Source organism: Pectobacterium polonicum, from assembly GCF_005497185.1.
GTDB classification, from domain to species: domain Bacteria; phylum Pseudomonadota; class Gammaproteobacteria; order Enterobacterales; family Enterobacteriaceae; genus Pectobacterium; species Pectobacterium polonicum.
Genome location: NZ_RJTN01000005.1, coordinates 108875 through 130942 on the forward strand (window position 1 = coordinate 108875; position 22068 = coordinate 130942).

21 protein-coding genes and 1 tRNA gene are annotated in these 22068 nt (G+C 50.7%); 17 read left to right on the forward strand and 5 right to left on the reverse strand.

Annotation, left to right across the window (positions count from 1 at the left end):
* Window positions 1–66 precede the first annotated feature (66 nt).
* The gene (gene setB / locus EDI29_RS08120) at window positions 67–1245 is read left to right on the forward strand and encodes a sugar efflux transporter SetB (protein ID WP_137740493.1); all 1179 of its coding nucleotides are present in this window, start codon (window positions 67–69) and stop codon (window positions 1243–1245) included.
* Between the two features lie 10 nt (window positions 1246–1255).
* Here the strand turns inward: setB and EDI29_RS08125 are convergent, their stop codons facing one another.
* The gene (locus tag EDI29_RS08125) at window positions 1256–1510 is read right to left on the reverse strand and encodes a hypothetical protein (RefSeq protein ID WP_010294776.1); all 255 of its coding nucleotides are present in this window, start codon (window positions 1508–1510) and stop codon (window positions 1256–1258) included.
* A 162-nt stretch (window positions 1511–1672) separates the two neighbouring features.
* Here EDI29_RS08125 and yeiP point away from each other — a divergent pair, with 162 nt between their 5' ends.
* The 8 genes from yeiP to yejF all read left to right on the forward strand — a co-directional run bounded on the left by yeiP (window position 1673) and on the right by yejF (window position 10883).
* On the forward strand, window positions 1673–2245 hold the full coding sequence (yeiP, locus tag EDI29_RS08130; RefSeq protein ID WP_010277377.1) for an elongation factor P-like protein YeiP: 573 nt from the start codon (window positions 1673–1675) through the stop codon (window positions 2243–2245).
* Window positions 2246–2332: 87 nt separating this feature from the next.
* Window positions 2333–3334, forward strand: a complete 1002-nt coding sequence (locus EDI29_RS08135) for a CobW family GTP-binding protein (RefSeq protein ID WP_137740494.1) — start codon at window positions 2333–2335, stop codon at window positions 3332–3334.
* A gap of 38 nt (window positions 3335–3372) precedes the next feature.
* The gene (locus tag EDI29_RS08140) at window positions 3373–4074 is read left to right on the forward strand and encodes a phosphatase PAP2 family protein (protein WP_137740495.1); all 702 of its coding nucleotides are present in this window, start codon (window positions 3373–3375) and stop codon (window positions 4072–4074) included.
* Between the two features lie 322 nt (window positions 4075–4396).
* Window positions 4397–4978 (forward strand): bifunctional murein DD-endopeptidase/murein LD-carboxypeptidase, encoded by a 582-nt coding sequence (gene mepS / locus EDI29_RS08145; protein ID WP_005967268.1) that lies wholly within the window; start codon window positions 4397–4399, stop codon window positions 4976–4978.
* A gap of 373 nt (window positions 4979–5351) precedes the next feature.
* Window positions 5352–7160, forward strand: a complete 1809-nt coding sequence (locus EDI29_RS08150) for an extracellular solute-binding protein (protein WP_137740496.1) — start codon at window positions 5352–5354, stop codon at window positions 7158–7160.
* Window positions 7161–7169: 9 nt separating this feature from the next.
* Complete coding sequence (locus EDI29_RS08155) at window positions 7170–8267, forward strand: microcin C ABC transporter permease YejB (RefSeq protein ID WP_137740497.1); 1098 nt, start codon at window positions 7170–7172, stop codon at window positions 8265–8267.
* Window positions 8264–9289: an ABC transporter permease gene (locus EDI29_RS08160; RefSeq protein WP_137740498.1), complete on the forward strand. Its 1026-nt coding sequence runs from the start codon at window positions 8264–8266 to the stop codon at window positions 9287–9289. The genes EDI29_RS08155 and EDI29_RS08160 overlap by 4 nt, the downstream gene beginning before the upstream one ends.
* 1 nt (window position 9290) lies before the next feature.
* Window positions 9291–10883, forward strand: coding sequence for a microcin C ABC transporter ATP-binding protein YejF (gene yejF / locus EDI29_RS08165; RefSeq protein WP_137740499.1), 1593 nt, complete (start codon window positions 9291–9293; stop codon window positions 10881–10883).
* 62 nt (window positions 10884–10945) lie between these two features.
* Here yejF and EDI29_RS08170 read toward each other — a convergent pair whose 3' ends face one another.
* The 3 genes from EDI29_RS08170 to rsuA form a co-directional block, all read right to left on the reverse strand.
* A complete protein-coding gene (locus EDI29_RS08170) occupies window positions 10946–11290 on the reverse strand; it encodes a YejG family protein (protein WP_014699583.1) in 345 nt (114 codons plus the stop codon).
* Between the two features lie 382 nt (window positions 11291–11672).
* Window positions 11673–12863: a Bcr/CflA family multidrug efflux MFS transporter gene (locus EDI29_RS08175; protein WP_137740500.1), complete on the reverse strand. Its 1191-nt coding sequence runs from the start codon at window positions 12861–12863 to the stop codon at window positions 11673–11675.
* A gap of 40 nt (window positions 12864–12903) precedes the next feature.
* On the reverse strand, window positions 12904–13599 hold the full coding sequence (gene rsuA / locus EDI29_RS08180) for a 16S rRNA pseudouridine(516) synthase RsuA (RefSeq protein WP_137740501.1): 696 nt from the start codon (window positions 13597–13599) through the stop codon (window positions 12904–12906).
* Between the two features lie 212 nt (window positions 13600–13811).
* Here rsuA and EDI29_RS08185 point away from each other — a divergent pair, with 212 nt between their 5' ends.
* The 4 genes from EDI29_RS08185 to EDI29_RS08200 all read left to right on the forward strand — a co-directional run bounded on the left by EDI29_RS08185 (window position 13812) and on the right by EDI29_RS08200 (window position 17678).
* Entirely contained in the window at window positions 13812–14051 is a 240-nt protein-coding gene (locus EDI29_RS08185) for a YecH family metal-binding protein (protein ID WP_137740502.1), read from the forward strand.
* A gap of 2 nt (window positions 14052–14053) precedes the next feature.
* A complete protein-coding gene (gene radD / locus EDI29_RS08190) occupies window positions 14054–15814 on the forward strand; it encodes a DNA repair helicase RadD (protein WP_137740503.1) in 1761 nt (586 codons plus the stop codon).
* 331 nt (window positions 15815–16145) lie between these two features.
* A complete protein-coding gene (gene rplY, locus EDI29_RS08195; protein ID WP_005967246.1) occupies window positions 16146–16430 on the forward strand; it encodes a 50S ribosomal protein L25 in 285 nt (94 codons plus the stop codon).
* A 99-nt stretch (window positions 16431–16529) separates the two neighbouring features.
* On the forward strand, window positions 16530–17678 hold the full coding sequence (locus EDI29_RS08200; protein WP_137740504.1) for an acetyltransferase domain-containing protein: 1149 nt from the start codon (window positions 16530–16532) through the stop codon (window positions 17676–17678).
* Between the two features lie 68 nt (window positions 17679–17746).
* Here the strand turns inward: EDI29_RS08200 and yejK are convergent, their stop codons facing one another.
* The gene (gene yejK / locus EDI29_RS08205; RefSeq protein ID WP_137740505.1) at window positions 17747–18757 is read right to left on the reverse strand and encodes a nucleoid-associated protein YejK; all 1011 of its coding nucleotides are present in this window, start codon (window positions 18755–18757) and stop codon (window positions 17747–17749) included.
* A 218-nt stretch (window positions 18758–18975) separates the two neighbouring features.
* Between yejK and EDI29_RS08210 the strand changes: the two genes are divergently transcribed.
* The 4 genes from EDI29_RS08210 to EDI29_RS22955 form a co-directional block, all read left to right on the forward strand.
* Window positions 18976–19206 (forward strand): YejL family protein, encoded by a 231-nt coding sequence (locus EDI29_RS08210; RefSeq protein WP_011094285.1) that lies wholly within the window; start codon window positions 18976–18978, stop codon window positions 19204–19206.
* 14 nt (window positions 19207–19220) lie between these two features.
* Window positions 19221–20969, forward strand: a complete 1749-nt coding sequence (yejM, locus tag EDI29_RS08215) for an LPS biosynthesis-modulating metalloenzyme YejM (protein ID WP_137740506.1) — start codon at window positions 19221–19223, stop codon at window positions 20967–20969.
* A gap of 78 nt (window positions 20970–21047) precedes the next feature.
* A tRNA-Pro gene (locus EDI29_RS08220) sits at window positions 21048–21124 on the forward strand.
* A 177-nt stretch (window positions 21125–21301) separates the two neighbouring features.
* Window positions 21302–22068, forward strand: a 767-nt coding sequence (locus EDI29_RS22955; protein WP_241664916.1) for an integrase arm-type DNA-binding domain-containing protein, incomplete at its 3' end; no start/stop codon positions are given.

Consider the following 22068-nt stretch of genomic DNA (forward strand, 5'->3'; position numbering starts at 1 on the left):
CATTATAAACGCGAGTAGTATGTCGCGCTCGACAGTCTCTGCCTATTTTCCAAGCGCTATCAATTTATGTTCACTCCTGCAAACACAACACGACGTCCGCTTGACCTGACATCGTCAGCATTTTTGGTTATCGCCTTTCTGACTGGAACGGCCGGAGCCCTGCAACTTCCCACACTCAGCCTTTTTCTTTCCAGTGAAGTACAGGCACGTCCTTTCCTTGTTGGCATGTTTTATACCGGTAGTGCGGTTATCGGCATTATCGTCAGCCAAATACTCGCAACGCGCTCGGATCGTCAAGGCGATCGCAAATCGCTGATCTTCGTCTGCTGCCTGCTGGGGGCGCTGGCCTGCATGTTGTTTGCGTGGAACCGTAACTACTTTATTCTGCTCTTTATCGGCGTCTTATTGAGCAGCTTTGGCTCGACGGCAAACCCGCAACTTTTTGCGTTGGCGCGCGAGCACGCGGATAAAACCGGTCGTGAAGCAGCGATGTTCAGCTCAATCCTTCGCGCTCAAATTTCGCTCGCCTGGGTTGTTGGCCCGCCTATCGCCTTTGCGCTGGCACTCGGATTCGGCTTCACGACGATGTATCTGACCGCCGCCGTTGTCTTTGTCTTGTGCGGTATCCTGGTCAAACTCTTTCTGCCTTCCATGCCCAAAGCGGTGGAAAAAACCACCTCCACGTTGGAATCACCGCGTCGCAACCGCCGGGACACGCTCTTGTTGTTCGTTGCCTGTACCTTGATGTGGACCTGCAACGGGATTTACCTCATTAATATGCCGTTGTATCTGGTGCATGAACTGCACCTGCCGGAAAAGTTGGCGGGTATCATGATGGGCGTTGCCGCTGGGCTGGAAATTCCGGTAATGCTGATCGCAGGTTATGTTGCCAAACGCTTCGGAAAACGCTTCCTGATGCGGCTTGCCGTTGCCTCTGGTTTGTTGTTCTTCGGCGGCTTGCTGGTTCTTGATGGCGAAATAGCGCTGTTGGCGTTACAAGTACTGAACGCCATCTTTATTGGTATTCTGGCCGGAATCGGCATGCTTTATTTTCAGGATTTAATGCCTGGGCAGGCCGGCGCGGCGACGACGCTGTTTACCAATACCACGCGCGTTGGCTGGATCATCTCCGGTTCGCTGGCCGGGATCGTTGCTGAAATCTGGAGCTATCATGCCGTGTTCTTCTTCGCGCTGCTGATGATCGTCGGCTCTATCTATTGTATGTGGCGCATCAAAGACGCCTGATCGCCGTGCGTTAAGGGGCGGTGTCCGCTTCCAGTTTGAGCAGATAAATCATCGCCTCATCACGATGGCTGAAACACATATCTGCGCGCGGCTTCAGCCCCGCGCAAACCGCAGGTCGCAGTGGGGAATGGAACAACCCGCAGCGCATCGCGTCATCAAGATGAATACAGGGCGTGTTTGCAGGTTTGCCGTGCGGCAGACCCGGCATCGGTGTTGAAATCGATGCCGCGATGCAGCAGGCACCGCAATGGGGGCGACAGTCCATCAGCAGGCTCTCCGGTGGGCTGACAAGGGATAGAGATCGCCACCATAACAGCCCTTCCACCAAAAACCAATATAAGACCACGTATCTTATGCTTGCCTGAATTCTCCGGCGCGAGTAACGTGTCGCCACAAAAATCACACTCCTTTATAGCAGGTAATTTTTATGGCAAGAGCGAACGAGATTAAACGCGGAATGGTCGTTAACTATAACGACAAGTTATTGTTGGTGAAGGACATCGACGTCCAGAGCCCCAGCGCCCGCGGTGCCAGTACATTGTATAAAATGCGTTTTTCTGACGTCCGCACGGGTTTGAAAGTGGAAGAGCGTTTTAAAGGCGACGATATTATCGACACCATCACGCTGACACGCCGCACGGTTACTTTTTCCTATATTGACGGCGATGAGTATGTCTTTATGGATGATGAGGACTACACTCCTTACCTCTTCAAAAAAGATCAAATAGAAGAAGAGCTGCTGTTTATCCCTGAAGGCGGCATGCCAGGGATTCAGGTATTGAGCTGGGACGGCCAAATCATCGCGCTGGAACTGCCACAAACGGTCGATCTGGAAATTGTTGAGACGGCACCGGGCATTAAAGGTGCTTCAGCCAGTTCGCGCAACAAACCTGCGACCATGAGCACTGGTCTGGTTATCCCTGTTCCAGAATATCTGAGCGCAGGTGAAAAAATCCGTATTCACATTCCAGAACGTCGCTATATGGGCCGCGCAGACTAACAGTATACATTGTGCTTCCCGCACAATACTTGTCGCCGGATGACCAATCCGGCACACGTCAACCCGCCCCCGCATTAGGAGCCTGCCATGCTAACGAAAGTCAATTTGATTACGGGATTTCTGGGTAGTGGAAAAACCACCACGATTCGTCATCTTCTATCGCAAAAGCCTGAAGACGAAGTCTGGGCGGTGCTGGTCAATGAATTCGGCGAAGTGGGCATTGACGGTGCGTTACTGGCGGACAGCGGTGCCGTCCTGAAAGAAATTCCCGGCGGCTGCATGTGCTGCGTGAACGGCTTGCCGATGCAGGTTGGCCTGAATATGCTGCTGCAACAGAAAAAGCCTCATCGGTTGCTCATCGAACCCACGGGGCTCGGCCACCCGAAACAAATTCTCTCCTTGCTGACGAGTGATATCTATCAGCCCTGGCTGACATTACAGGCTACGCTGTGTCTGCTGGATGCACGTCAATTAAGCGACACCCGTTACACGGAAAATGAGAACTTCCGCGATCAGCTTGCCGCCGCTGACATTATTATCGCCAACAAGCGCGATACTTATACCGCCGACGATCTCGCGGCCTTACAACAGTGGCAGCAGGCAAGCGGCGATGGTCGGCAAATTATCGAAGTCAGCCAGGGAAACGTTGGCAGACAGCTGCTCGACCAACCGCGACCCCATTCATCGCAAGAACGTATACGCGAACTGCCAGATGGCGCCCACCACCACTCGCATCAGCCCAAAAATGGCCTGGCGGCGCTGAAGCTACCGGATGGACAATCCTGGCGACGTTCTCTCAATCAGGGACAGGGTTATCACGCCTGCGGTTGGGTATTCGAATCTGAAACCGCTTTTGACACCGCTGCCCTGCTGGACTGGGTTCGCCTTTCCCCCGTGAGCCGGGTTAAAGGGGTGATGCGTATAAAAGAAGGGACGCTCGTCGTCAACCGTCAGGGACACGATCTTCATATAGAAACCCGATCGACGGCACCGATTGATAGCCGGATCGAAATCATCAATGAAACACCAGCAGAATGGAATACGTTACAAGCCTCACTGTTAAAGGCTCGTTTAACTAACGTAGACTAAACTGGAGTTTTTTCGTCTTTGTTTGGATGCTTTGCCTTATGTCATTTGCTCGTCTTTCTTCTATTTTAGTGCTCAATGTTTTGGGCATCGGTCTGTTTTTATCCTGGTATTTACCAGAAAACCATGGTTTTTGGCTCACGCTCGACAGCCATATCTTTTTCTATTTCAACCGTCTTTTGGTTGAGAGTCCGACATTTTTACATCTGGTTGCTATTACCAATAATCGCGCCTTTGATGGCTGTGCACTCATTGCGATGGGATTGCTGTATTTGTCGTTTTATGTGAAAGCCACGCCCGCTGAACGTCGCCGTTTGTTGATCATCGGCTTCATCATGCTGTTAACCGCCGTGGTACTGAATCAGGCAGGACATCTGCTCCCCGTTCAACATGCCAGCCCGACGCTCTATTTTAGCGACATCAACCGCGTTTCAGACTTAACGGGCATTCCGACTAAAGATGCCTCATCGGACAGTTTCCCCGGCGACCACGGTATGATGTTGATGATCTTTACTGCCTTTATGCTGCGCTATTTTACCCGCACCGCTTTCGCTATCGGCCTGACCATCATGGTGGTTTTCTCATTACCTCGCATCATGATCGGTGCACATTGGTTTACCGATATTGCCGTCGGTTCGCTCTCAGTGGTTCTGGTTGGCCTAAGCTGGTGGTTATTAACGCCAGCAAGCGATGCGGCTGTTGCCCTGTTAAACCGGCTATTACCTAAAAAATCGACAGTATAAATTCACATGATTTCAGATTTTTTACATCGACATTTTTTAGCTGAATACATCATTAAATCTTATAAATAAATTAGTTAAAACTTCTCGCAATCCTCCTGCTGTTGCGGTAGTCTCGTTCAAGTTTGCTTTTTAGCGCACACTGAACTACCCGCAGCAAGAGAAATAATGTGCATTCTGGCACACTTTCGCTGATGAGTGTTTGGCTAAGAAGAAACTCTGATTTAGTCTGAGTCTCGTTTTCGTTTGGCATTTATACCCCTGAGAAATGGGGATACTACATAGCGATTTTTATCGTTAAGGACAGCAAGGGAACATAACAATAATGGTCAAGTCTCAACCGATTCTGAGATATATCTGGCGGGCAGTGCCTGCCGTCGCGGTAGCAATGATGCTCTCCGCATGTGGAAGTAATAGTGCATACAACCATAAAGCTCAAACTGATATGCATGCAGTTAATGATAAAGATGGTCTTTTACTGCAAGCCTCTCAGGATGAATTTGAAGCACTGGTTCGTAACGTGGACATCAAGTCCAAATTACTTAACCAATATGCCAGTTGGAAAGGTGTTCGTTACCGTTTAGGCGGTGATAGTCGCCGTGGCATTGACTGCTCAGCTTTCGTTCAGCGCACTTTCCGCGAACAGTTTGGTATGGATCTACCACGTTCAACTTATGAACAGCAAGAGATGGGTCAGCAGATTCAGCGCAACAAACTGCGCGTTGGCGATCTTGTTCTGTTCCGTGCGGGTTCAACCGGACGCCACGTTGGTATTTATCTCGGCAACGATCAGTTCGTCCACGCCTCCACCAGCAGTGGCGTCATCATCTCCAAAATGACGGAAGACTACTGGAATAAGCGTTATCAAGAAGGACGCCGTGTTCTGAGTAAAGGAAAAACCAGCTAAACAATACCCGTCCCTTGCTGTGGTATTGTGCTGTTATTAGCCAACGAAACCAGACGACACTAACGCCGCTTACCACCTAAGCGGCGTTTTTTTATCCCTCCCCCTCTCCCTCGCATATCACTCCGTCCCTCACCCTTCTGCATACTGCGTAAAATATGACTGACTCAACAACCTGAAACATTAACGAGTCGTGATTAAGGTAGGTTTATTACCTGATTTCATGATAAAAAGAAAACATGCAACTTCCCAATGGGAATGTTAATTATTTCAAGAACTTTATGCCGATAAAATCGGCATCATCAACGTTACGATATGGCATATCTACATCAGATGCCCAATCAGATAACGTCCACTCGCAGGAGATTGCCGTCAGATGTTAAAACGCGTTATCGCTGCCGTATTGCTTTGCACAACCCATTTTGGGCTGCATGCCGAAACGATTGAAAACAGCGCCAGTTTTGCACTCTTGGGTGAGCCCAAATATGGTGAGAACTTCAGCCATTTTGACTATGTGAATCCTGATGCCCCCAAAGGCGGCAGCATCACACTCAGTGCACTGGGTACCTTTGACAATTTCAACCGTTTCGCGCTACGCGGCGTAGCGGCAGCGCGTACAGAACGACTCTACGACGCACTCTTTACGTCTTCTGATGACGAACCTGGCAGCTATTATCCGTTAGTCGCGCTGACGACACGCCATCCGGCGGATTTCCGCTGGATTGAAATAGAAATGAATCCCAACGCCCGCTTTCATGACGGCTCACCGATCACCGCCGCTGACGTGGCGTTCACCTACAACATGTTTATGACGCAGGGCGTGCCGCAGTTCCGCATCTATTTTAAAGATGTTACCGCCAAGGCCGTTGCACCTCTGACCGTACGCTTCGATTTCCCCGTACCCGACAAAAACCGCATGTTCAGTCTGCTGACGCTTCCCATCATGCCGGAGAAGTTCTGGAAGCATCATAAATTCAACGAACCACTCTCATATCCGCCTCCAGCTAGTGGTCCTTACCGCATCACCGCCTATCGAACGGGGCAATATGTCACCTATTCACGCGTGAAAGACTACTGGGGTGCCGATCTGCCGGTAAATAAAGGCCAGTACAATTTCGATAAAATTCGCTACGACTATTATCTGGACGACAGCGTCGCGCTGGAAGCCTTTAAAGCGGGAGCCTTCGATCTGCGAGAGGAAGGATCGCCAAAAAACTGGGCAGCCCAATATCAAGGCGGCAATTTTGCGCGTGGCTATATCATCAAACAAGATCAGGTCAATCAATCCGCTCAGGATACGCGTTGGCTGACATTCAATATCCAGCGGCCGCTGTTTCAGGATCGTCGCGTACGTCAGGCATTGGCTCTGGCATTTGATTTCAATTGGATGAACAAAGCGCTGTATTACAACACCTATCAGCGTACCGACAGTTATTTCCAAAACACTGAGTATGCCGCTAAAGGTGAACCTGGCGCTGAGGAATTGGCCTGGCTGACGCCACTCAAAGACAAAGTGCCAGCAGAAGTGTTCGGACCCAGCTATCAACCGCCCTCCTCCGATGGCAGCGGCTATGACCGCCAAAACTGGCTTAAGGCATTAAAACTGCTGGAAGAAGCGGGCTGGGAATTGAAAGATCAAAAGCTGGTCAATAGCAAAACCGGGCAGCCATTTACGTTTGAACTGCTATTGCCAAGCGCTGGCAACTCACAGTACGTCCTGCCTTTTCAGCAGAGCCTGAAAAAACTGGGCATCACCATGAACGTACGTAACATCGACAGTACGCAGTTCAATAATCGTATCCGTAAGAGAGATTTCGACATGACGGCTATGGTGTACCCTGCGTCCCTCTACCCCAATGCCAATCTGCAAGTGTATTGGAGCTCACAGTACATCGATTCAACCTACAACAGACCTGGCGTCAGCGATCCTGCGATTGATTCACTCATTGAAGACATCGTTAAGCATCAAGGGCAAAAAGTCCCCCTGCTGTCATTAGGCCGTGCGCTGGACAGGGTATTAACCTGGAGTCAGTTTATGATTCCAATGTGGTATTCCAACCATGACCGCTTCGCCTATTGGAATAAATTTGCCATGCCTGCGGTACGCCCAGCTTATTCGCTTGGTTTTGATGGCTGGTGGTTCGATACCAAACAGGCGGCCACGCTGCCCGCAGAGCGACGTTAAGGAATCAAAATGGGAACGTATCTGTTACGCCGCCTCTTGCTGGTCATCCCAACCCTGTGGGCGATTATTACGATTAACTTCTTCATTGTACAAATTGCCCCCGGCGGCCCGGTCGATCAGGCCATCGCGGCAATTGAAATGGGACACGGCAGCGGTTATACCGCTAGCAGTGGGATGGATGCCGGAATGGCACGCACTGGCACCGGCGGCGCACCCAACATCGAGAACGCTTACCGGGGTTCGCGCGGGCTCGACCCGGAAGTCATCGAGGAAATCACCAAACGCTATGGCTTCGATAAACCGATCCATGAGCGCTATTTTAAACTACTGTGGGATTATGTTCGTTTTGACTTCGGTGACAGCCTGTTCCGCGGCTCTTCGGTGATGCAACTCATCAAAGAGAGCATGCCGGTTTCGATTACGCTGGGACTGTGGAGTACGCTGATCGTCTACCTGATTTCCATTCCACTTGGCATCAAAAAGGCGGTGAAGAACGGTACACCGTTCGACACCTGGAGCAGCACGCTCATCATTATTGGCTATGCGATCCCGGCATTTTTGTTTGCGATCATTTTGATTGTGCTGTTCGCAGGCGGCAGTTATCTGGACTGGTTCCCACTTCGAGGATTGGTTTCCAGCAATTTTGATACCTTGCCGTGGTATAGCAAGATTACTGACTATTTGTGGCATATCGCGCTACCGGTTCTGGCTTCCGTCATTGGCGGTTTCGCCACCTTAACGATGCTTACCAAGAACTCCTTTATGGATGAAATTCGTAAGCAATACGTGGTTACCGCGCGCGCCAAAGGACTGGATGAAAAGAGCATTCTCTACCGCCACGTATTCCGTAATGCCATGCTGCTAGTGATTGCAGGCTTCCCCGCCACCTTTATCAGCATGTTTTTCACCGGCTCACTGTTGATTGAGGTGATGTTCTCGCTCAACGGGCTCGGTCTGTTGGGCTATGACGCGACGCTGCAACGTGATTATCCCGTCATGTTCGGCACGCTGTATATCTTCACGCTGATCGGCTTATTGCTGAATATCGTCAGCGACATAACCTATACGCTGGTGGACCCGCGTATCGATTTTGAGGGACGCCAATGAGCCGCTTAAGCCCGATTAATCAGGCGCGCTGGGCGCGTTTTAAAAGTAACCGTCGTGGTTACTGGTCGCTGTGGATTTTCATGGTGCTGTTTATTCTCAGTTTGTTTTCCGAACTGATCGCCAATGATAAACCACTGCTGGCGAAATATGACGGCCAACTCTATACGCCAGTGCTCATTGACCACAGCGAGAGAACATTTGGCGGGCAGTTAGATACCACCGCTGATTTCCGCGATCCTTATATCGCAGAGCGTATCAGCAGCCACGGTTGGACCATCTGGCCACTGATTCGCTACAGCTACGACACCATAAACTACGCGACTACCGCATCTTTCCCGTCCGCCCCCTCGTGGCAGAACTGGCTGGGAACAGACAGTCAGGGTAAAGACGTGGTCGCCCAGGTAATGTATGGCTTCCGCATTTCACTGCTGTTCGGCCTGGCGCTCACGATCCTGTCCAGCGTGATTGGCATTATCGTCGGGGCAACACAGGGGTATTACGGCGGACGCCTCGATCTATGGGGCCAGCGCTTTATCGAAGTCTGGTCCGGCATGCCGACGCTGTTTCTCATCATCCTGCTGTCCAGCGTTATCCAACCGGACTTCTGGTGGCTATTGGGCATTACCGTACTGTTCGGCTGGATGAGTCTGGTTGGTGTAGTAAGAGCAGAGTTTCTACGTACGCGAAACTTTGACTATATTCGCGCCGCGCAGGCCATGGGCGTCAGCGACCGTGCCATTATGTTCCGCTGTATGCTGCCAAATGCGATGGTCGCCACGCTGACCTACCTTCCCTTTATTCTCTGCGGATCGATTACCACGCTGACGTCACTGGATTTTCTCGGTTTTGGTCTGCCGATGGGTTCACCATCACTAGGCACCTTATTGCTGGAAGGAAAAAATAATCTCCAGGCGCCGTGGCTAGGCATTACCGTATTTATGGTGCTTTCCATCGTGCTTTCCTTACTCATTTTTATCGGCGAAGCGGTACGCGACGCCTTTGACCCCAGCAAGGCGCATTAATATGTCCAGTTCACCTTTATTGCAGATAGATAATCTCAGCATTGCCTTCCGCAAAGGCGAGCAGGAGCAGCGCGTTGTCGACCAGCTTTCACTGTCGGTGAACGCAGGTGAGACGCTGGCGCTGGTCGGTGAATCAGGTTCGGGGAAAAGCGTCACGGCGCTATCGGTTTTGCGTTTGCTCCCCTCCCCTCCCGTGGTTTATCCGCAAGGGGATATCCGTTTCGCAGGACAATCACTGCTGCATGCCGATGAAAAAACCTTGCGTCACATACGCGGTAATCGGATCGCAATGATCTTTCAGGAACCGATGGTGTCGCTCAATCCCCTGCAAAGTATTGAGAAGCAGCTGATTGAAGTGCTTTCGCTGCATCGGGGTATGCGCACCGAGGCAGCCCGTAGCGAGGTCATCTCCTGCCTGGATCGCGTGGGCATTCGGCAGGCGAAAAGCCGGTTGAATGATTTCCCGCACCAGCTTTCCGGCGGGGAACGCCAGCGCGTCATGATTGCGATGGCGCTACTGACCCAGCCCGATTTACTGATTGCCGATGAGCCCACAACGGCGTTAGACGTTACCGTTCAGGCGCAAATATTGAAATTGCTGAACGAGCTGAAGCAAGAACTGGGGATGAGTTTATTCTTCATCACCCACGACCTGAATATCGTCCGTCAGTTGGCAGATAATGTCTCGGTGATGAAAGCAGGTAAGGCGGTGGAGCACAACAGCTGTCAGCAGCTTTTCAGCGCGCCTCAGCATCCTTACACCCGCCAATTACTGGACGCAGAGCCATCGGGTGAACCGCTTGCGATAGAAGATGACGGTGAACCGCTCCTGCGGGTGGATCAATTGCACGTGTCCTTTCCTATCAAACGCGGTCTTTTGCGCCGTACCGTTGATGAAAAGCAAGTAGTTAACAACATTACCTTTACCTTACGACGCGGTGAAAGCCTGGGTCTGGTGGGGGAATCCGGTTCAGGAAAAAGCACCACCGGGTTAGCGCTGCTGCGCCTGATTCAATCGCGTGGCGATATCTGGTTTGACGGCCAACCCTTGCAGGGACTCACCCGTAAACAAATGCTGCCTTTTCGTCACCGGATTCAGGTCGTTTTTCAGGACCCCAATTCCGCGCTGAACCCGCGGCTGAATGTAGAACAAATCATTGCAGAGGGATTAACCGTTCATCACAAATTGAGCAAAGAAGCACGCGAACAACGCGTGGTCACGGTGATGCAGGAAGTGGGGCTAGATCCTACCACCCGCTACCGCTATCCTTCAGAGTTTTCCGGCGGTCAACGTCAGCGCATCGCCATCGCTCGAGCACTGATACTGCAACCGGAACTGCTGATCCTTGATGAACCGACGTCGTCGCTAGACAGGACGGTGCAGGCACAAATTCTGGCACTGCTTAAATCATTACAGGAAAAGCACAAAATCGCCTACCTGTTTATCAGTCATGATTTGCAGGTTATTCGCTCACTGTGTCATCAGGTTATTGTGTTACGACAAGGCAACGTCGTCGAGCAGGGCGAGTGTAAACAGGTGTTCACTCATCCAGCCGAACAGTACACGCGGGAGCTGCTACAGTTTTCATCCTGAGTGGCAGAAAAACAGCGGAAACAAGCGAGAGAAAACCGCAGCGTCACGACTGACGCTGCGGTTCAAAAAGGATACTGTGCCGATACTGATTCCGCGATAGCAACACCAACATTCTTCAAGCGGCACATTGCGGTACTTTCATCGTTACGATGTAAAAACAGACAGGGTTCGCCTTCCCATTCCAGCACGGCGCATTCAACCTGTATTTCAGACAGGGATTGATTCAACTGACGCATAATTTCCCATGCGATATCGCCATCATGGCTCAAAAGTTTGAGGCCAATCAGATTATTGTCTTCTTCTCTGCCGCTCAGCGGAATCGGTTCAACATTGATACCTGTAAAACCCGATAACCAGCGATAACTTTGCGGCAAACGATGAACTACCGAAAGTTGAAAACCGTCCACTACTGTTTCCCTCAGGTAATAATTCACAAAATAGTAACATATTTATCATAGTAGCGTGTTCACACCATTTCCCGCCACTTTTGATGAACAAAAAAACAACAAATACACGTTTTAAATATCGTGTTAGTGGCTAACAAGCCTGATTGCAAGCGCTATTAATGCCAAACCGATCACGAATTGCTCTTCTTTTCCGGCTATATGTAACCTTTTCCACTTAATATCTCAACCCTTTTTGGCTTCTTTGTTCACTTTTAGGTCAAATATTTTACATTACCAAAACAAAAGGGAATGCCAGACTATCGTCGTCAGAAGGAAAACCAAGAATAGAGGAACACATTCAGGTGCAGGAATACCTTACCTGCACCTGAGGAGGAGGGAAAAATCAGGACGGAGCGGAACGGTGCGCATACAGATACAGCAGAAATGCACCGATAGAACAAAGTGCCATAGATAATACCATCGGCCAGGCGCTGTTAAATGAAGCCAGTGAGAGGATAACCCCGACAATCGCACCAAGACCAAAGCGTAGCGTGCCAGCCAACGATGATGCCGTACCTGCCATATGAGGGAAGTCATCAAGAATGACCGCCATCGCGTTTGACGCCACCATCGCAATGCAGCCAACAAACAGCGCGACACCGAACACCAGCGGTAAGAAACCGAGGTCGAACAGGCAAACAATCACCAGCCATATCCCCATCGCAAACTGAATGACCAGCCCCGTGCGGAACATCGCCATAGCCCCCAACCGTCGAACATTACGGCTGTTAAACAGCGTCACTACAAACAGAAAAACGACGTTCAGGGCAAAGTAATAACCGAAATTCTGAGGAGAAACGCCATACAGGTTGATATACACAAACGGTCCGGCACTCAGGAAAGAGAACATGCCGCAAAACGAAAGCCCACTCGCCACCATATAGCTAAATACCCGCTTGTGGCGAAACAGGATGGCAAAATTCCCGATAGTGGTACGGAGATGAAATTTCTGCTGCTTCGCAGGCGGTAGCGTTTCTTTGATAAAAAAGAAAATCAGCGCTGATGCTAGAAAAGCCGCGCCAGAAATCGCCCAAAAAATGGAATGCCAGCTAAACCACAGCAACAGCCACCCACCAGCAATCGGGGCGATTAAAGGGGCAACGGTCATCACCAACACAACGAATGACATCATGCGGGAAAAATCATCCCGCGAGAACATATCGCGCATCAGCGCATTAATGACCACCGCAGACGCTGCGGCGGAAACCCCATGCAGGAAACGCATGTAGATCAGTTGCTCCACCGTTTGCGCCAGCGCACAGGCTACACCAGCGAACGCAAAAACCAGCGTGCCGCCGAGAATGACAGGCTTGCGCCCCAGGCTATCCGCCATCGGCCCGTAAAACATCTGACCAATCGCAAAACCCAGCACATAGGTACTGAGCGTCATTTGGACATGCCCATCCCCCACGCCAAATTCGTTAGCAATGGTCGGCAACGCCGGTAAATACATATCGATCGCTAACGGCGTTAGCATCGAAATCAGGCCAAGAATAAAAATCAGCCCGAGATGAGAAGGTCGGCGTAATTGCACGAATAACTCCAGATAAGAAAGAAGGTCGTTCTGAATACTCTTATTTTACGCTGGCTACCTCTTCAGCACGTAATTCGCGATATTCTCCCGGTTCCAGTTCGCTATCCAGATAAATGCCGCCAATACGCTCGCGATGCAGTTCCACAACGCGATTGCCCACCGCAGCAAACATCCTTTTCACTTGGTGATAGCGGCCTTCACTAATCGTCAACCGCACGACGTGATCTGTTATCTTCTCTAGCGTAGCGGGCTTAGTGAGATTCTTCTCGCTATGCAACTGCACGCCCGCCGTAAATTGCGCGGCGGTATCTTCGGCCAGCGGCTGCTCCAGCGTCACCAAATAGGTTTTTTCACACTCATGTTTAGGCGAAGTAATACGATGCGACCATTGGCCATCGTCAGTTAACAGCACCAACCCTGTGGTATCGATATCTAACCGCCCTGCCGCATGCAGTTTGTACGCCACGGGCACATCCATAAAATAAAGAATGGTAGGATGATCGGGATCGTCCGTTGAACAAACGTAGCCTTGAGGCTTATTCAACATGAAATAACGTGGGCCATTCTGCTGTTTCAGTGGGTTGCCATCAAATTCAACGTTATGCTCGGGGGATAACTTGAATGCGCCGCTTTTTACCACTTCACCATCGACGGTAACGCGCTGTGCGTGGAGCTCACGCGCCACCAGTGAACGGCTAATTTCCAACTGTTGGGATAAAAATTTGTCCAATCGCATTAAAACTGACTACCTATCTCAAATAACTGCCTGTCTCAAATCGTGAGACCCTAAATGATGAAATCGTAGTATAACGGGGCTTTGCCCGCTCGTCCTGCAATTCACCGTCTGTGGACCGCTCTTTTTAGCCCGTATTCAGGCTGCGCATCCCTCGCACTAGGTATTATCGACAGGCATAATAGGGACAATTTCTTACATTTTAAGGACACCCCATGTCATCTATTCATGGTCATGAAGTTTTGCAAATGATGCTCGCGTCTGGTGAATCATTTACCACCGAACAGTTAATTACCACCATAGAAACCCGTTTCGGCAGTGCAGCACGTTTTCATACCTGTTCCGCCGAAAACATGACGGCTTCAATGTTGGTGCGATTTCTGTCTGAACGCGGAAAATTTATCCCGCAGGATGCAGGGTTCACCACCAGCGCCAGTAAAATCTGCCAGCACTAGCGATGTCGTTCACACTACGGCCTTACCAGCGTGAGGCTGTTTCCGCCACACTCGACTATTTTCGCCGTCATACTCAACCGGCCGTCATCGTTTTGCCTACTGGCGCTGGGAAGAGTCTGGTCATCGCTGAACTGGCACGGCTTGCCCGCGGTCGTGTACTGGTGCTCGCACACGTCAAGGAACTGGTGGCGCAAAACCATGCCAAATACTGCGCCTTGGATTTGGAAGCCGATATCTTCGCAGCGGGGCTACAGCAGCGAGAGAGTCAGGGAAAGGTGGTTTTTGGCAGCGTGCAGTCCGTCGCGCGTAATCTCGACCAGTTCGATAATGCCTTCTCTCTGCTGATCATTGATGAATGTCACCGTATTAGCGACGACGATAACAGCCAATATCAACAAATCATCCAGCACCTGCAAAAAACCAACCCACAGCTGCGGCTGCTCGGCTTAACCGCCACGCCCTATCGGCTTGGCAAAGGCTGGATATATCAGTATCACTATCACGGTATGATCCGGGGTGACGAACAGTGTTTGTTCCGCGACTGCATCTATGAACTGCCGCTACGCTATATGATCAAGCATGGCTTTCTGGTGCCACCTGACAGATTAGATATGCCAGTGGTGCAATATGATTTCAGTAAGCTCGTCGCTCGCAGCAACGGGCTATTCAGTGAAGCCGACCTAAACCTCGAACTCAAGCGTCAACAGCGTATTACGCCGCACATCATCAGCCAGGTCATCGATTATGCGCAAACGCGGCGCGGCGTGATGATTTTTGCGTCCACCGTCGAGCATGCCAAAGAAATTACAGCATTGTTACCGGCTGGTCAGGCTGCGCTGGTCAGTGCCGATACGCCAGCGGCCGAGCGTGATGCGCTGATTAACGCCTTTAAACAGCAATCGCTGCGGTATCTGGTCAACGTGGCGGTGTTGACAACCGGTTTTGATGCCCCGCATGTCGATCTCATCGCCATCCTTCGCCCAACAGAATCCGTCAGCCTGTATCAGCAAATCGTCGGCCGAGGTTTACGTTTGTATCCGGGGAAAACGGACTGCCTGATACTGGATTACGCGGGCAACCCGCACGACCTCTATACGCCAGAAGTCGGCAACAGCAAACCGCATGCTGGCAGCCAACCGGTGCAGGTCTTCTGCCCTGCATGTGGTTTTGCCAATCTGTTCTGGGGGAAAACCACTCCTGATGGCGATATCATCGAACACTATGGCCGCCGCTGTCAGGGCTGGGAAATGGCGGAAAGCGGCCAGCGCCAACAGTGTGATTTTCGGTTTCGGTTTAAAGTTTGTCCGCACTGCGGTGCGGAGAATGATATCGCGGCGCGGCGCTGTCACCAGTGTGACGAGGTGTTAGTCGATCCCGACGACATGCTGAAAGCGGCGCTGAAACTGAAAGATGCGCTGGTTTTGCGCTGTAGCGGCATGAGCTTTGAACAGGGGCAGGACGCAAAAGGAGAATGGCTGAAAATCCTCTACCACGATGAGGACGGTGCGGAAGTGAGCGAACGTTTTCGTCTGCATTCTACCGCGCAACGCCACGTTTTCTTGCAACAGTTTTTGCGCGTTCATCAGCGCGCGCCGGGAACGCCGTTTAACTGGCAGAATGCCGCTGACGTCGTTGCACAACAGAAATTATTACGCGCGCCCGACTTTGTCGTCGCGCGTAAAAACGGGAAATTCTGGCAAATACGCGAAAAGATCTTTGATTATCAGGGACGCTTTCGCCGTGCCAACGAGCTCCGCGGCTAAGGTATACTCTAAATGATTCGCGTTTCAGGCAGGCGGCAAGTGAGGGGACAAATTCGTCGGGAACGAATTTGACCAGCCAGCGGCTGGCCTTCGGTGAGAGACAGGATGTCTCTCATTTCATCCCGATGAGCTTACTCAGGTAAGTGATTCGGGTGACAGAACGCTACCAACGTACATGAAACTTGAAGTATGACGAGTAATTTTGGGATTCATTTGCCCGCAGAGCCATATTCCGCTAGAATTCAGCCCGCTTTTGTTCGCAAAAGCTGAATAACCCAACCTGTTGCTGGGTCGCCTGTAGCAGGATTACTTTATATAAGTAGAGAAGAAAATGATTACTATCAAAGCAGAAGCACGTCAAGGTCAGGGTAAGGGTGCGAGCCGCCGCCTGCGTTCAGCTGGTAAATTCCCAGCCATCGTTTACGGTGGTTCAGAAGCACCAGTATCTATCGAACTGGATCACGATTCAGTGAAAAACCAAGAAGTTAAAGATGGCTTCTACGGTGAAACACTGATCCTGTCTATCGATGGCAAAGAAGTTCAAGTTAAAGTTCAGGCTGTACAACGTCACGTTTACAAGCCTAAACTGACTCATATCGACTTCGTTCGCGTTTAGTTTGCGCTGAAGTCGTTTTCCGGGACGCCGGAAAAGAAGAACGCCGCCTATGCGGCGTTTTTTTTATAAAAATTTATTCATTCACAAAGGAATGTGAACATGTCTCGAGAGATATCTCAGCGGCTTATCGCTATCGATGCCCTGCGCGGTCTGGTGATGGTACTCATGCTACTAGACCATGTGCGGGAAACTTTTTATCTGCACCTCCAGCTCGCCGACCCCATTGATGTCGCCAGCACCGATCCCATGCTATTTATCAACCGCACGCTGGCTCACCTGTGCGCCCCCGTGTTTGTCTTTTTAACGGGTCTCTCTGCGGCGCTTTATCATCAGAAAGTACAAGATCGTCGGCAAACTGCCCTCTTCCTGTTCCAGCGCGGCTTAATTCTCATTGTTCTTGAGATCACGCTGATCAACTTCGCGTGGACGTTTCAATTCCCGCCACAGGTTATCTACTTACAGGTTATCTGGGCCATCGGTATGAGTATGCTCGCCCTCAGCGCGCTGATTTGGTTACCTGCTGGGCTGGTTTTCATACTCGGCATCGTTATCGTGGGCGGACATAACCTACTTGACCCTCTGCATGCTTCCGCAGGCTCCATCTGGTCGATTCCCTGGGCAATTCTGCACGATCGCGGTTGGATAGAAATCGGCGAAACATTTCGTATGCGAACCTCATATCCAATACTTCCCTGGATTGGCGTTATTTCGCTTGGCTACGCGGCTGGAGCGCTATATCGGAAAGACCTCTTTCCGCTTCAGCGCCAGAAAGCCCTGCTCGCTCTAGCTGGCATCACGCTAACGCTGTTCTTCGTGCTGCGCAGCATCAATTTGTATGGTGATAAACCTTGGCAGCAGAGTGAAACCATCGCGCAGACACTTATGAGCTATTTCAACATCACGAAATACCCTCCGTCGCTGCTGTTCCTCTGCCTGACGCTCGCTATTGGGTTGTGCCTGCTTGCGGTGTTTGAACGTCAACAGCAAAAGCGTTGGCTTGTTGTGTTAGCAAGCTTCGGCGCTGCGCCGATGTTTTTCTACCTACTGCATCTGTATGTTTTAAAAGGCATGTATTTAACTGCGGTAGCAATCTGGGGAAAAAATCAGGGGGCGTGGTTCGGCTTTTCCGCCGTCTGGCAACTGTGGGCGTGTACTCTGGTGCTGATGGTCGTGCTGTTTTCACCCGTTCGGGCGTTTGCACGCTTAAAAGCCCGTCGCAGAGACATCCGCTGGCTCAAATATTTCTAACCGTTATCCGTTGCTGCCCCTTTCTTATGACGATAAGAAAAGGGCAACGCCGTCTTCTGACACTATTTCTACGACTTACCGCCGCTCGTTCGGCGCTGTAACTGATCGCGCAGATTCGGTGGTGTGCCTTTAATCGTCAACGTATCCGTCGCGGGGTCCCAGAAAATCCGCTCGCCGAGTAGCAACGCATCAAAATTCAGGCTAATACCGCCGCCGCTGCCAGCAAATTTGGTCAACTGGCGCAGTGTCCCGCGATCGGCAGGGAAACTCTCTTCCAGCTCATACCCCTGATCGGCTGAAAACTGCTGAAAGGTTTTCTCGCCCAGCGGTGGCAGTTCCTGCGACAGCGACGCCAGCTCAATTTCCTCGCCGGACTGTAACTGCTCATTACAGTAGCTATACACCTGCTGGCGATAATTCTGGCGCTCGTTTTTATCTAACTGCGCTTCGTCACAATACTCATCGACCGCTTTCAGCAAGCCACGGTTTTGTGCTTTAGTGTCCAGCCCTTCTGACGCGGCCAGAAAATCCATGAAGAAGTCAGACACTTTGCGCCCAACACGGCCTTTTAGGAACGTCAGATAGCGTGTAGATTCTGGATTGGTTTCCCATTCCGTCAAATCGATACGCGCAACGATATCGGCATGATTGATATCCAGATAGTGCGTAGTGCTGATATCCAACTGCTCATTAACCCGCATGCTGTTGCAGCTATTAAGCACCGATATCAATAAATATTCGACCGCCAGATAACGATACTGACAGAACAGCACGATACCGCCTTCAGCAAACGGATACTTCGCCAGTTCGTCACGCAGTCGCCCTGTCGCAGCACGTGAGAAGCTCAAAAAGTCCTCATCTCCTTTGCGACAAGCGCGAAGCGCATCCGCCAGCTCGCTCTGCTCATTAAACAGCCCGTAGGCCTTACTCTTGGCGCTGTAAACACGATGCAGTTCCGCCATCATTTCTTCGACTGCCGCGTTAGTCGACAGCAGGGAATCACGCAACACCATTTCTAGCGTTTGTTCGTCACGTTTAATTAGTTGATGCAGGGCAATCTGGGCGATATCCAGACTCATGATAAACTCTCCTTTTAGCAAGGCGCGTATTCAAGCATTGATACGAGCAGGCCGCAATACATAAAGCGGCTGTCACATCTGTACGCGCTAAGCGTCTACACTAGTTGTTATTGGTGGAATCACATCAGTGATAAAAATGCATTAATGATAAAAGTGCGGAAAAGCATAAGCCTATACGGTAAGATAAGCGACTTTACCTGCTTGAGATACGCCATTTTATGCCACAATCATCCCGTTATAGTGACGAACACGTTGAACAACTGCTTTCTGAGATGGTCAATGTTCTGGAAAAGCACCACGCCCCGACCGATCTTGCGTTGATGGTGCTCGGTAACATGGTGACGAACCTGATTAACACCAGCATCGCGCCAGCACAACGTCAGATTCTGGCGCGTTCTTTCGCTGAAGCCCTACAGGCTTCGATTAAAAAAGCCGATAAAGCTCACTAAGTTTTGACCAACGAATGGTAACCAACCGTCAGCGCTACCGCGAAAAAGTCTCCCAGATGATCAGTTGGGGACACTGGTTCGCCTTATTCAACATTTTGCTCACCTTGGGGCTGGGTAGCCGCTACCTGTTTGTTGCCGATTGGCCGATCTCCCTGTTCGGCCGAATTTATGCGCTGGTTAGCTGGCTCGGTCATTTTAGTTTTATCGTCTTTGCCGCCTATCTGCTGATCATCTTTCCGCTCACGTTTATTGTGATGTCACAGCGCCTATTACGGTTCCTGTCTGCGGCGCTGGCAACGGCTGGGCTAACAATACTGTTAGTGGATGTTGAAGTCTTTACCCGTTTTCATCTGCATCTTAACAGCACCGTTTGGGAACTTGTCGTCAACCCAGGCCAAGGGGAAATTGCGCGCGACTGGCAGTGGATGTTTATCGGCATTCCATTGATTTTCATGGCAGAGATGCTATTTGGCACTTGGTGCTGGCAAAAATTACGCAGTCTGAATCGCCGTCATTTTGGCAAGCCGCTGGCGGGCGTTTTCATCTCGGCGTTCTTCGCATCACACCTGATGTATATCTGGGCCGATGCAAATTTCTATCGCCCGATTACCATGCAGCGCGCCAACCTGCCGCTATCTTATCCCATGACGGCACGACGGTTTCTGGAAAAACATGGCCTGTTGGATGCGCAAGAATATCAGCGTCGACTGTCACAGCAGGGTAATCCTGAGGCGATAACGGTCGAGTACCCGCTCAATAACATCACCTTCCGCGATAGCGGGAGTGGCTATAACCTGCTGATGGTGATGATCGACGATACGCAGCCTGACGCGATACAAAGCCGTATGCCGAACCTATCGCGTTTCGCCTCAGAAAATGTGCGCTTCAGCGATCATTATGATTCAGGTTCTCAACCAGACGCCGCCTTGTTTAATCTATTTTACGGCCTTTCGACGACCTATATGGATGGCATCCTGAGTGCGCGGAAACCTTCCGCGTTAATCGCTGCATTAAGCCAGCAGGGCTATCAGTTTGGGCTATTTTCGTCGAACGGCTTCAACAGCCCGCTCTATCGTCAGGCACTGCTTTCTGATTTCTCCTTGCCCGCGCCACAACAACAAAGTGGCGACGCCATCATCGCGCAATGGCAGGAATGGCTCAATCTCGATAATAATCCAGCGCCTTGGTTCTCTTATGTTGAGCTGAACAGCGCTCCGCAACACGCTTCCAGCAAAGATGTAGATCCAAGCAACCGGATAAATATTCAGGATGTTGACCGCCAGATTGGTCAAATCATTCGTACTTTGCAGGAAAAGAACGTTCTGGATAACACCGTCATCATCGTGACAACCGCACAAAACCAGAATGCCAATACCAGCAACGCAACCCGTTTCGCACGGACACAATGGCAAACACCGCTTATTGTTCACTGGCCGAATACGCCTGCGCAGATCATTACGAAAATGACGGACAATAAAGACGTCATGACTACACTGATGCAGCGTCTACTCCATGTTAAAAACAACACGGAGGATTATTCACAAGGCGAAGACCTGTTTTCTGCCCAACGACGCTATCCGTGGCTGATTAACGGCAACGGCGGCACGCTACTGATCACGACACCGGAACAGATCATCGTGTTGGAAAACAACGGCAACTACCAGGCTTACGACATAGCGGGAAATCGGCTGAATGATGAAAAACCGCAGCTTGCTCTACTCTTACAGGTACTAACGAACGAAAGGCGCTTTATTGCTAACTAACTGCTTAAATCTAAAGCAGTCGTTCCATCTGACTATTGCAATAAAGTCAGGAAAATGTAGTATAAATGCCCATAGCATCGGCACGTAGCGCAGCCTGGTAGCGCACCGTCATGGGGTGTCGGGGGTCGGAGGTTCAAATCCTCTCGTGCCGACCAAATACATATTCGGTAAGTATCGTTTACTACCGGAAACCCCACAGAAACCCGCATTCTCACTGAGTTTGCGGGTTTTTTGTTGCCTGTTATCTATCGGGATACCCCGTTTACAGCCGGAAAGTTTAGTTATACGCTTAGTTATACCGCCCCATATAACTACAAAAGCGTATAACTACGATGGCTCGTATAACTACCCCACTGACCAATACCGAGATCAAAGCCGCCAAACCTGCCGAAAAGGAATACACGCTACAGGACGGGGATGGGTTGTATCTGCTGGTGAAACCGAGCGGCTCTAAAATCTGGCGCTTTAATTATTACCGCCCTGATACGAAGAAACGTGCATTAATCAGCTTTGGTTCATTCCCTGCAGTTTCTTTGGCCGAAGCCCGACAGCGGCGTGAAGCAGCAAAGGCGCTGATAAGTAAAGGCATCGATCCGCAATTCCACCAGCAACAGCAACGCGAACAAGAGCAAGCCATCAACCTGAACACGTTCGCCAAAGTTTCCGCCGACTGGTACGAAGTGAAAAAGTCTCAACCGCTGGCCGAGAATACCGTTAAAGATATCTGGCGTTCGCTGGAAAAACACGTGTTCCAGTTCATCGGAACCCTACCGATCACCCAGCTTACCGCACGTCACTTCATCACCGCACTGGAACCGATACAGGCCAGCGGCAAACTGGAAACCGTCAAGCGGGTAATTCAGCGAATTAACGAGATAATGGATTATGCGGTTAACTCTGGGTTGATTCCCGCGAACCCCGCCACCAAGATCCGCAAAGCCTTTCAGACGCCGGTGAAAACCCATATGCCGACCATTCGGCCAGAGGCATTACCTGGCTTGATGAAAACGCTATCGGTCGCCAGCATTGAGTTACAGACCCGCTTATTGATTGAATGGCAGCTACTCACCGTTACCCGCCCTGCCGAAGCCGCTGAAAC

Coding starts and splice junctions, on each gene's coding strand:
- EDI29_RS08150 (WP_137740496.1), top strand. CDS start 5,352: ATGTTAAAACGCGTTATCGCTGCCGTATTGCTTTGCACAACCCATTTT.
- rplY (WP_005967246.1), top strand. CDS start 16,146: ATGATTACTATCAAAGCAGAAGCACGTCAAGGTCAGGGTAAGGGTGCG.
- EDI29_RS08135 (WP_137740494.1), top strand. CDS start 2,333: ATGCTAACGAAAGTCAATTTGATTACGGGATTTCTGGGTAGTGGAAAA.
- EDI29_RS08200 (WP_137740504.1), top strand. CDS start 16,530: ATGTCTCGAGAGATATCTCAGCGGCTTATCGCTATCGATGCCCTGCGC.
- mepS (WP_005967268.1), top strand. CDS start 4,397: ATGGTCAAGTCTCAACCGATTCTGAGATATATCTGGCGGGCAGTGCCT.
- yeiP (WP_010277377.1), top strand. CDS start 1,673: ATGGCAAGAGCGAACGAGATTAAACGCGGAATGGTCGTTAACTATAAC.
- yejK (WP_137740505.1), bottom strand. CDS start 18,757: ATGAGTCTGGATATCGCCCAGATTGCCCTGCATCAACTAATTAAACGT.
- radD (WP_137740503.1), top strand. CDS start 14,054: ATGTCGTTCACACTACGGCCTTACCAGCGTGAGGCTGTTTCCGCCACA.
- setB (WP_137740493.1), top strand. CDS start 67: ATGTTCACTCCTGCAAACACAACACGACGTCCGCTTGACCTGACATCG.
- yejM (WP_137740506.1), top strand. CDS start 19,221: ATGGTAACCAACCGTCAGCGCTACCGCGAAAAAGTCTCCCAGATGATC.
- rsuA (WP_137740501.1), bottom strand. CDS start 13,599: ATGCGATTGGACAAATTTTTATCCCAACAGTTGGAAATTAGCCGTTCA.
- EDI29_RS08155 (WP_137740497.1), top strand. CDS start 7,170: ATGGGAACGTATCTGTTACGCCGCCTCTTGCTGGTCATCCCAACCCTG.
- EDI29_RS08185 (WP_137740502.1), top strand. CDS start 13,812: ATGTCATCTATTCATGGTCATGAAGTTTTGCAAATGATGCTCGCGTCT.
- EDI29_RS08160 (WP_137740498.1), top strand. CDS start 8,264: ATGAGCCGCTTAAGCCCGATTAATCAGGCGCGCTGGGCGCGTTTTAAA.
- EDI29_RS08210 (WP_011094285.1), top strand. CDS start 18,976: ATGCCACAATCATCCCGTTATAGTGACGAACACGTTGAACAACTGCTT.
- EDI29_RS08125 (WP_010294776.1), bottom strand. CDS start 1,510: ATGGACTGTCGCCCCCATTGCGGTGCCTGCTGCATCGCGGCATCGATT.
- EDI29_RS08140 (WP_137740495.1), top strand. CDS start 3,373: ATGTCATTTGCTCGTCTTTCTTCTATTTTAGTGCTCAATGTTTTGGGC.
- yejF (WP_137740499.1), top strand. CDS start 9,291: ATGTCCAGTTCACCTTTATTGCAGATAGATAATCTCAGCATTGCCTTC.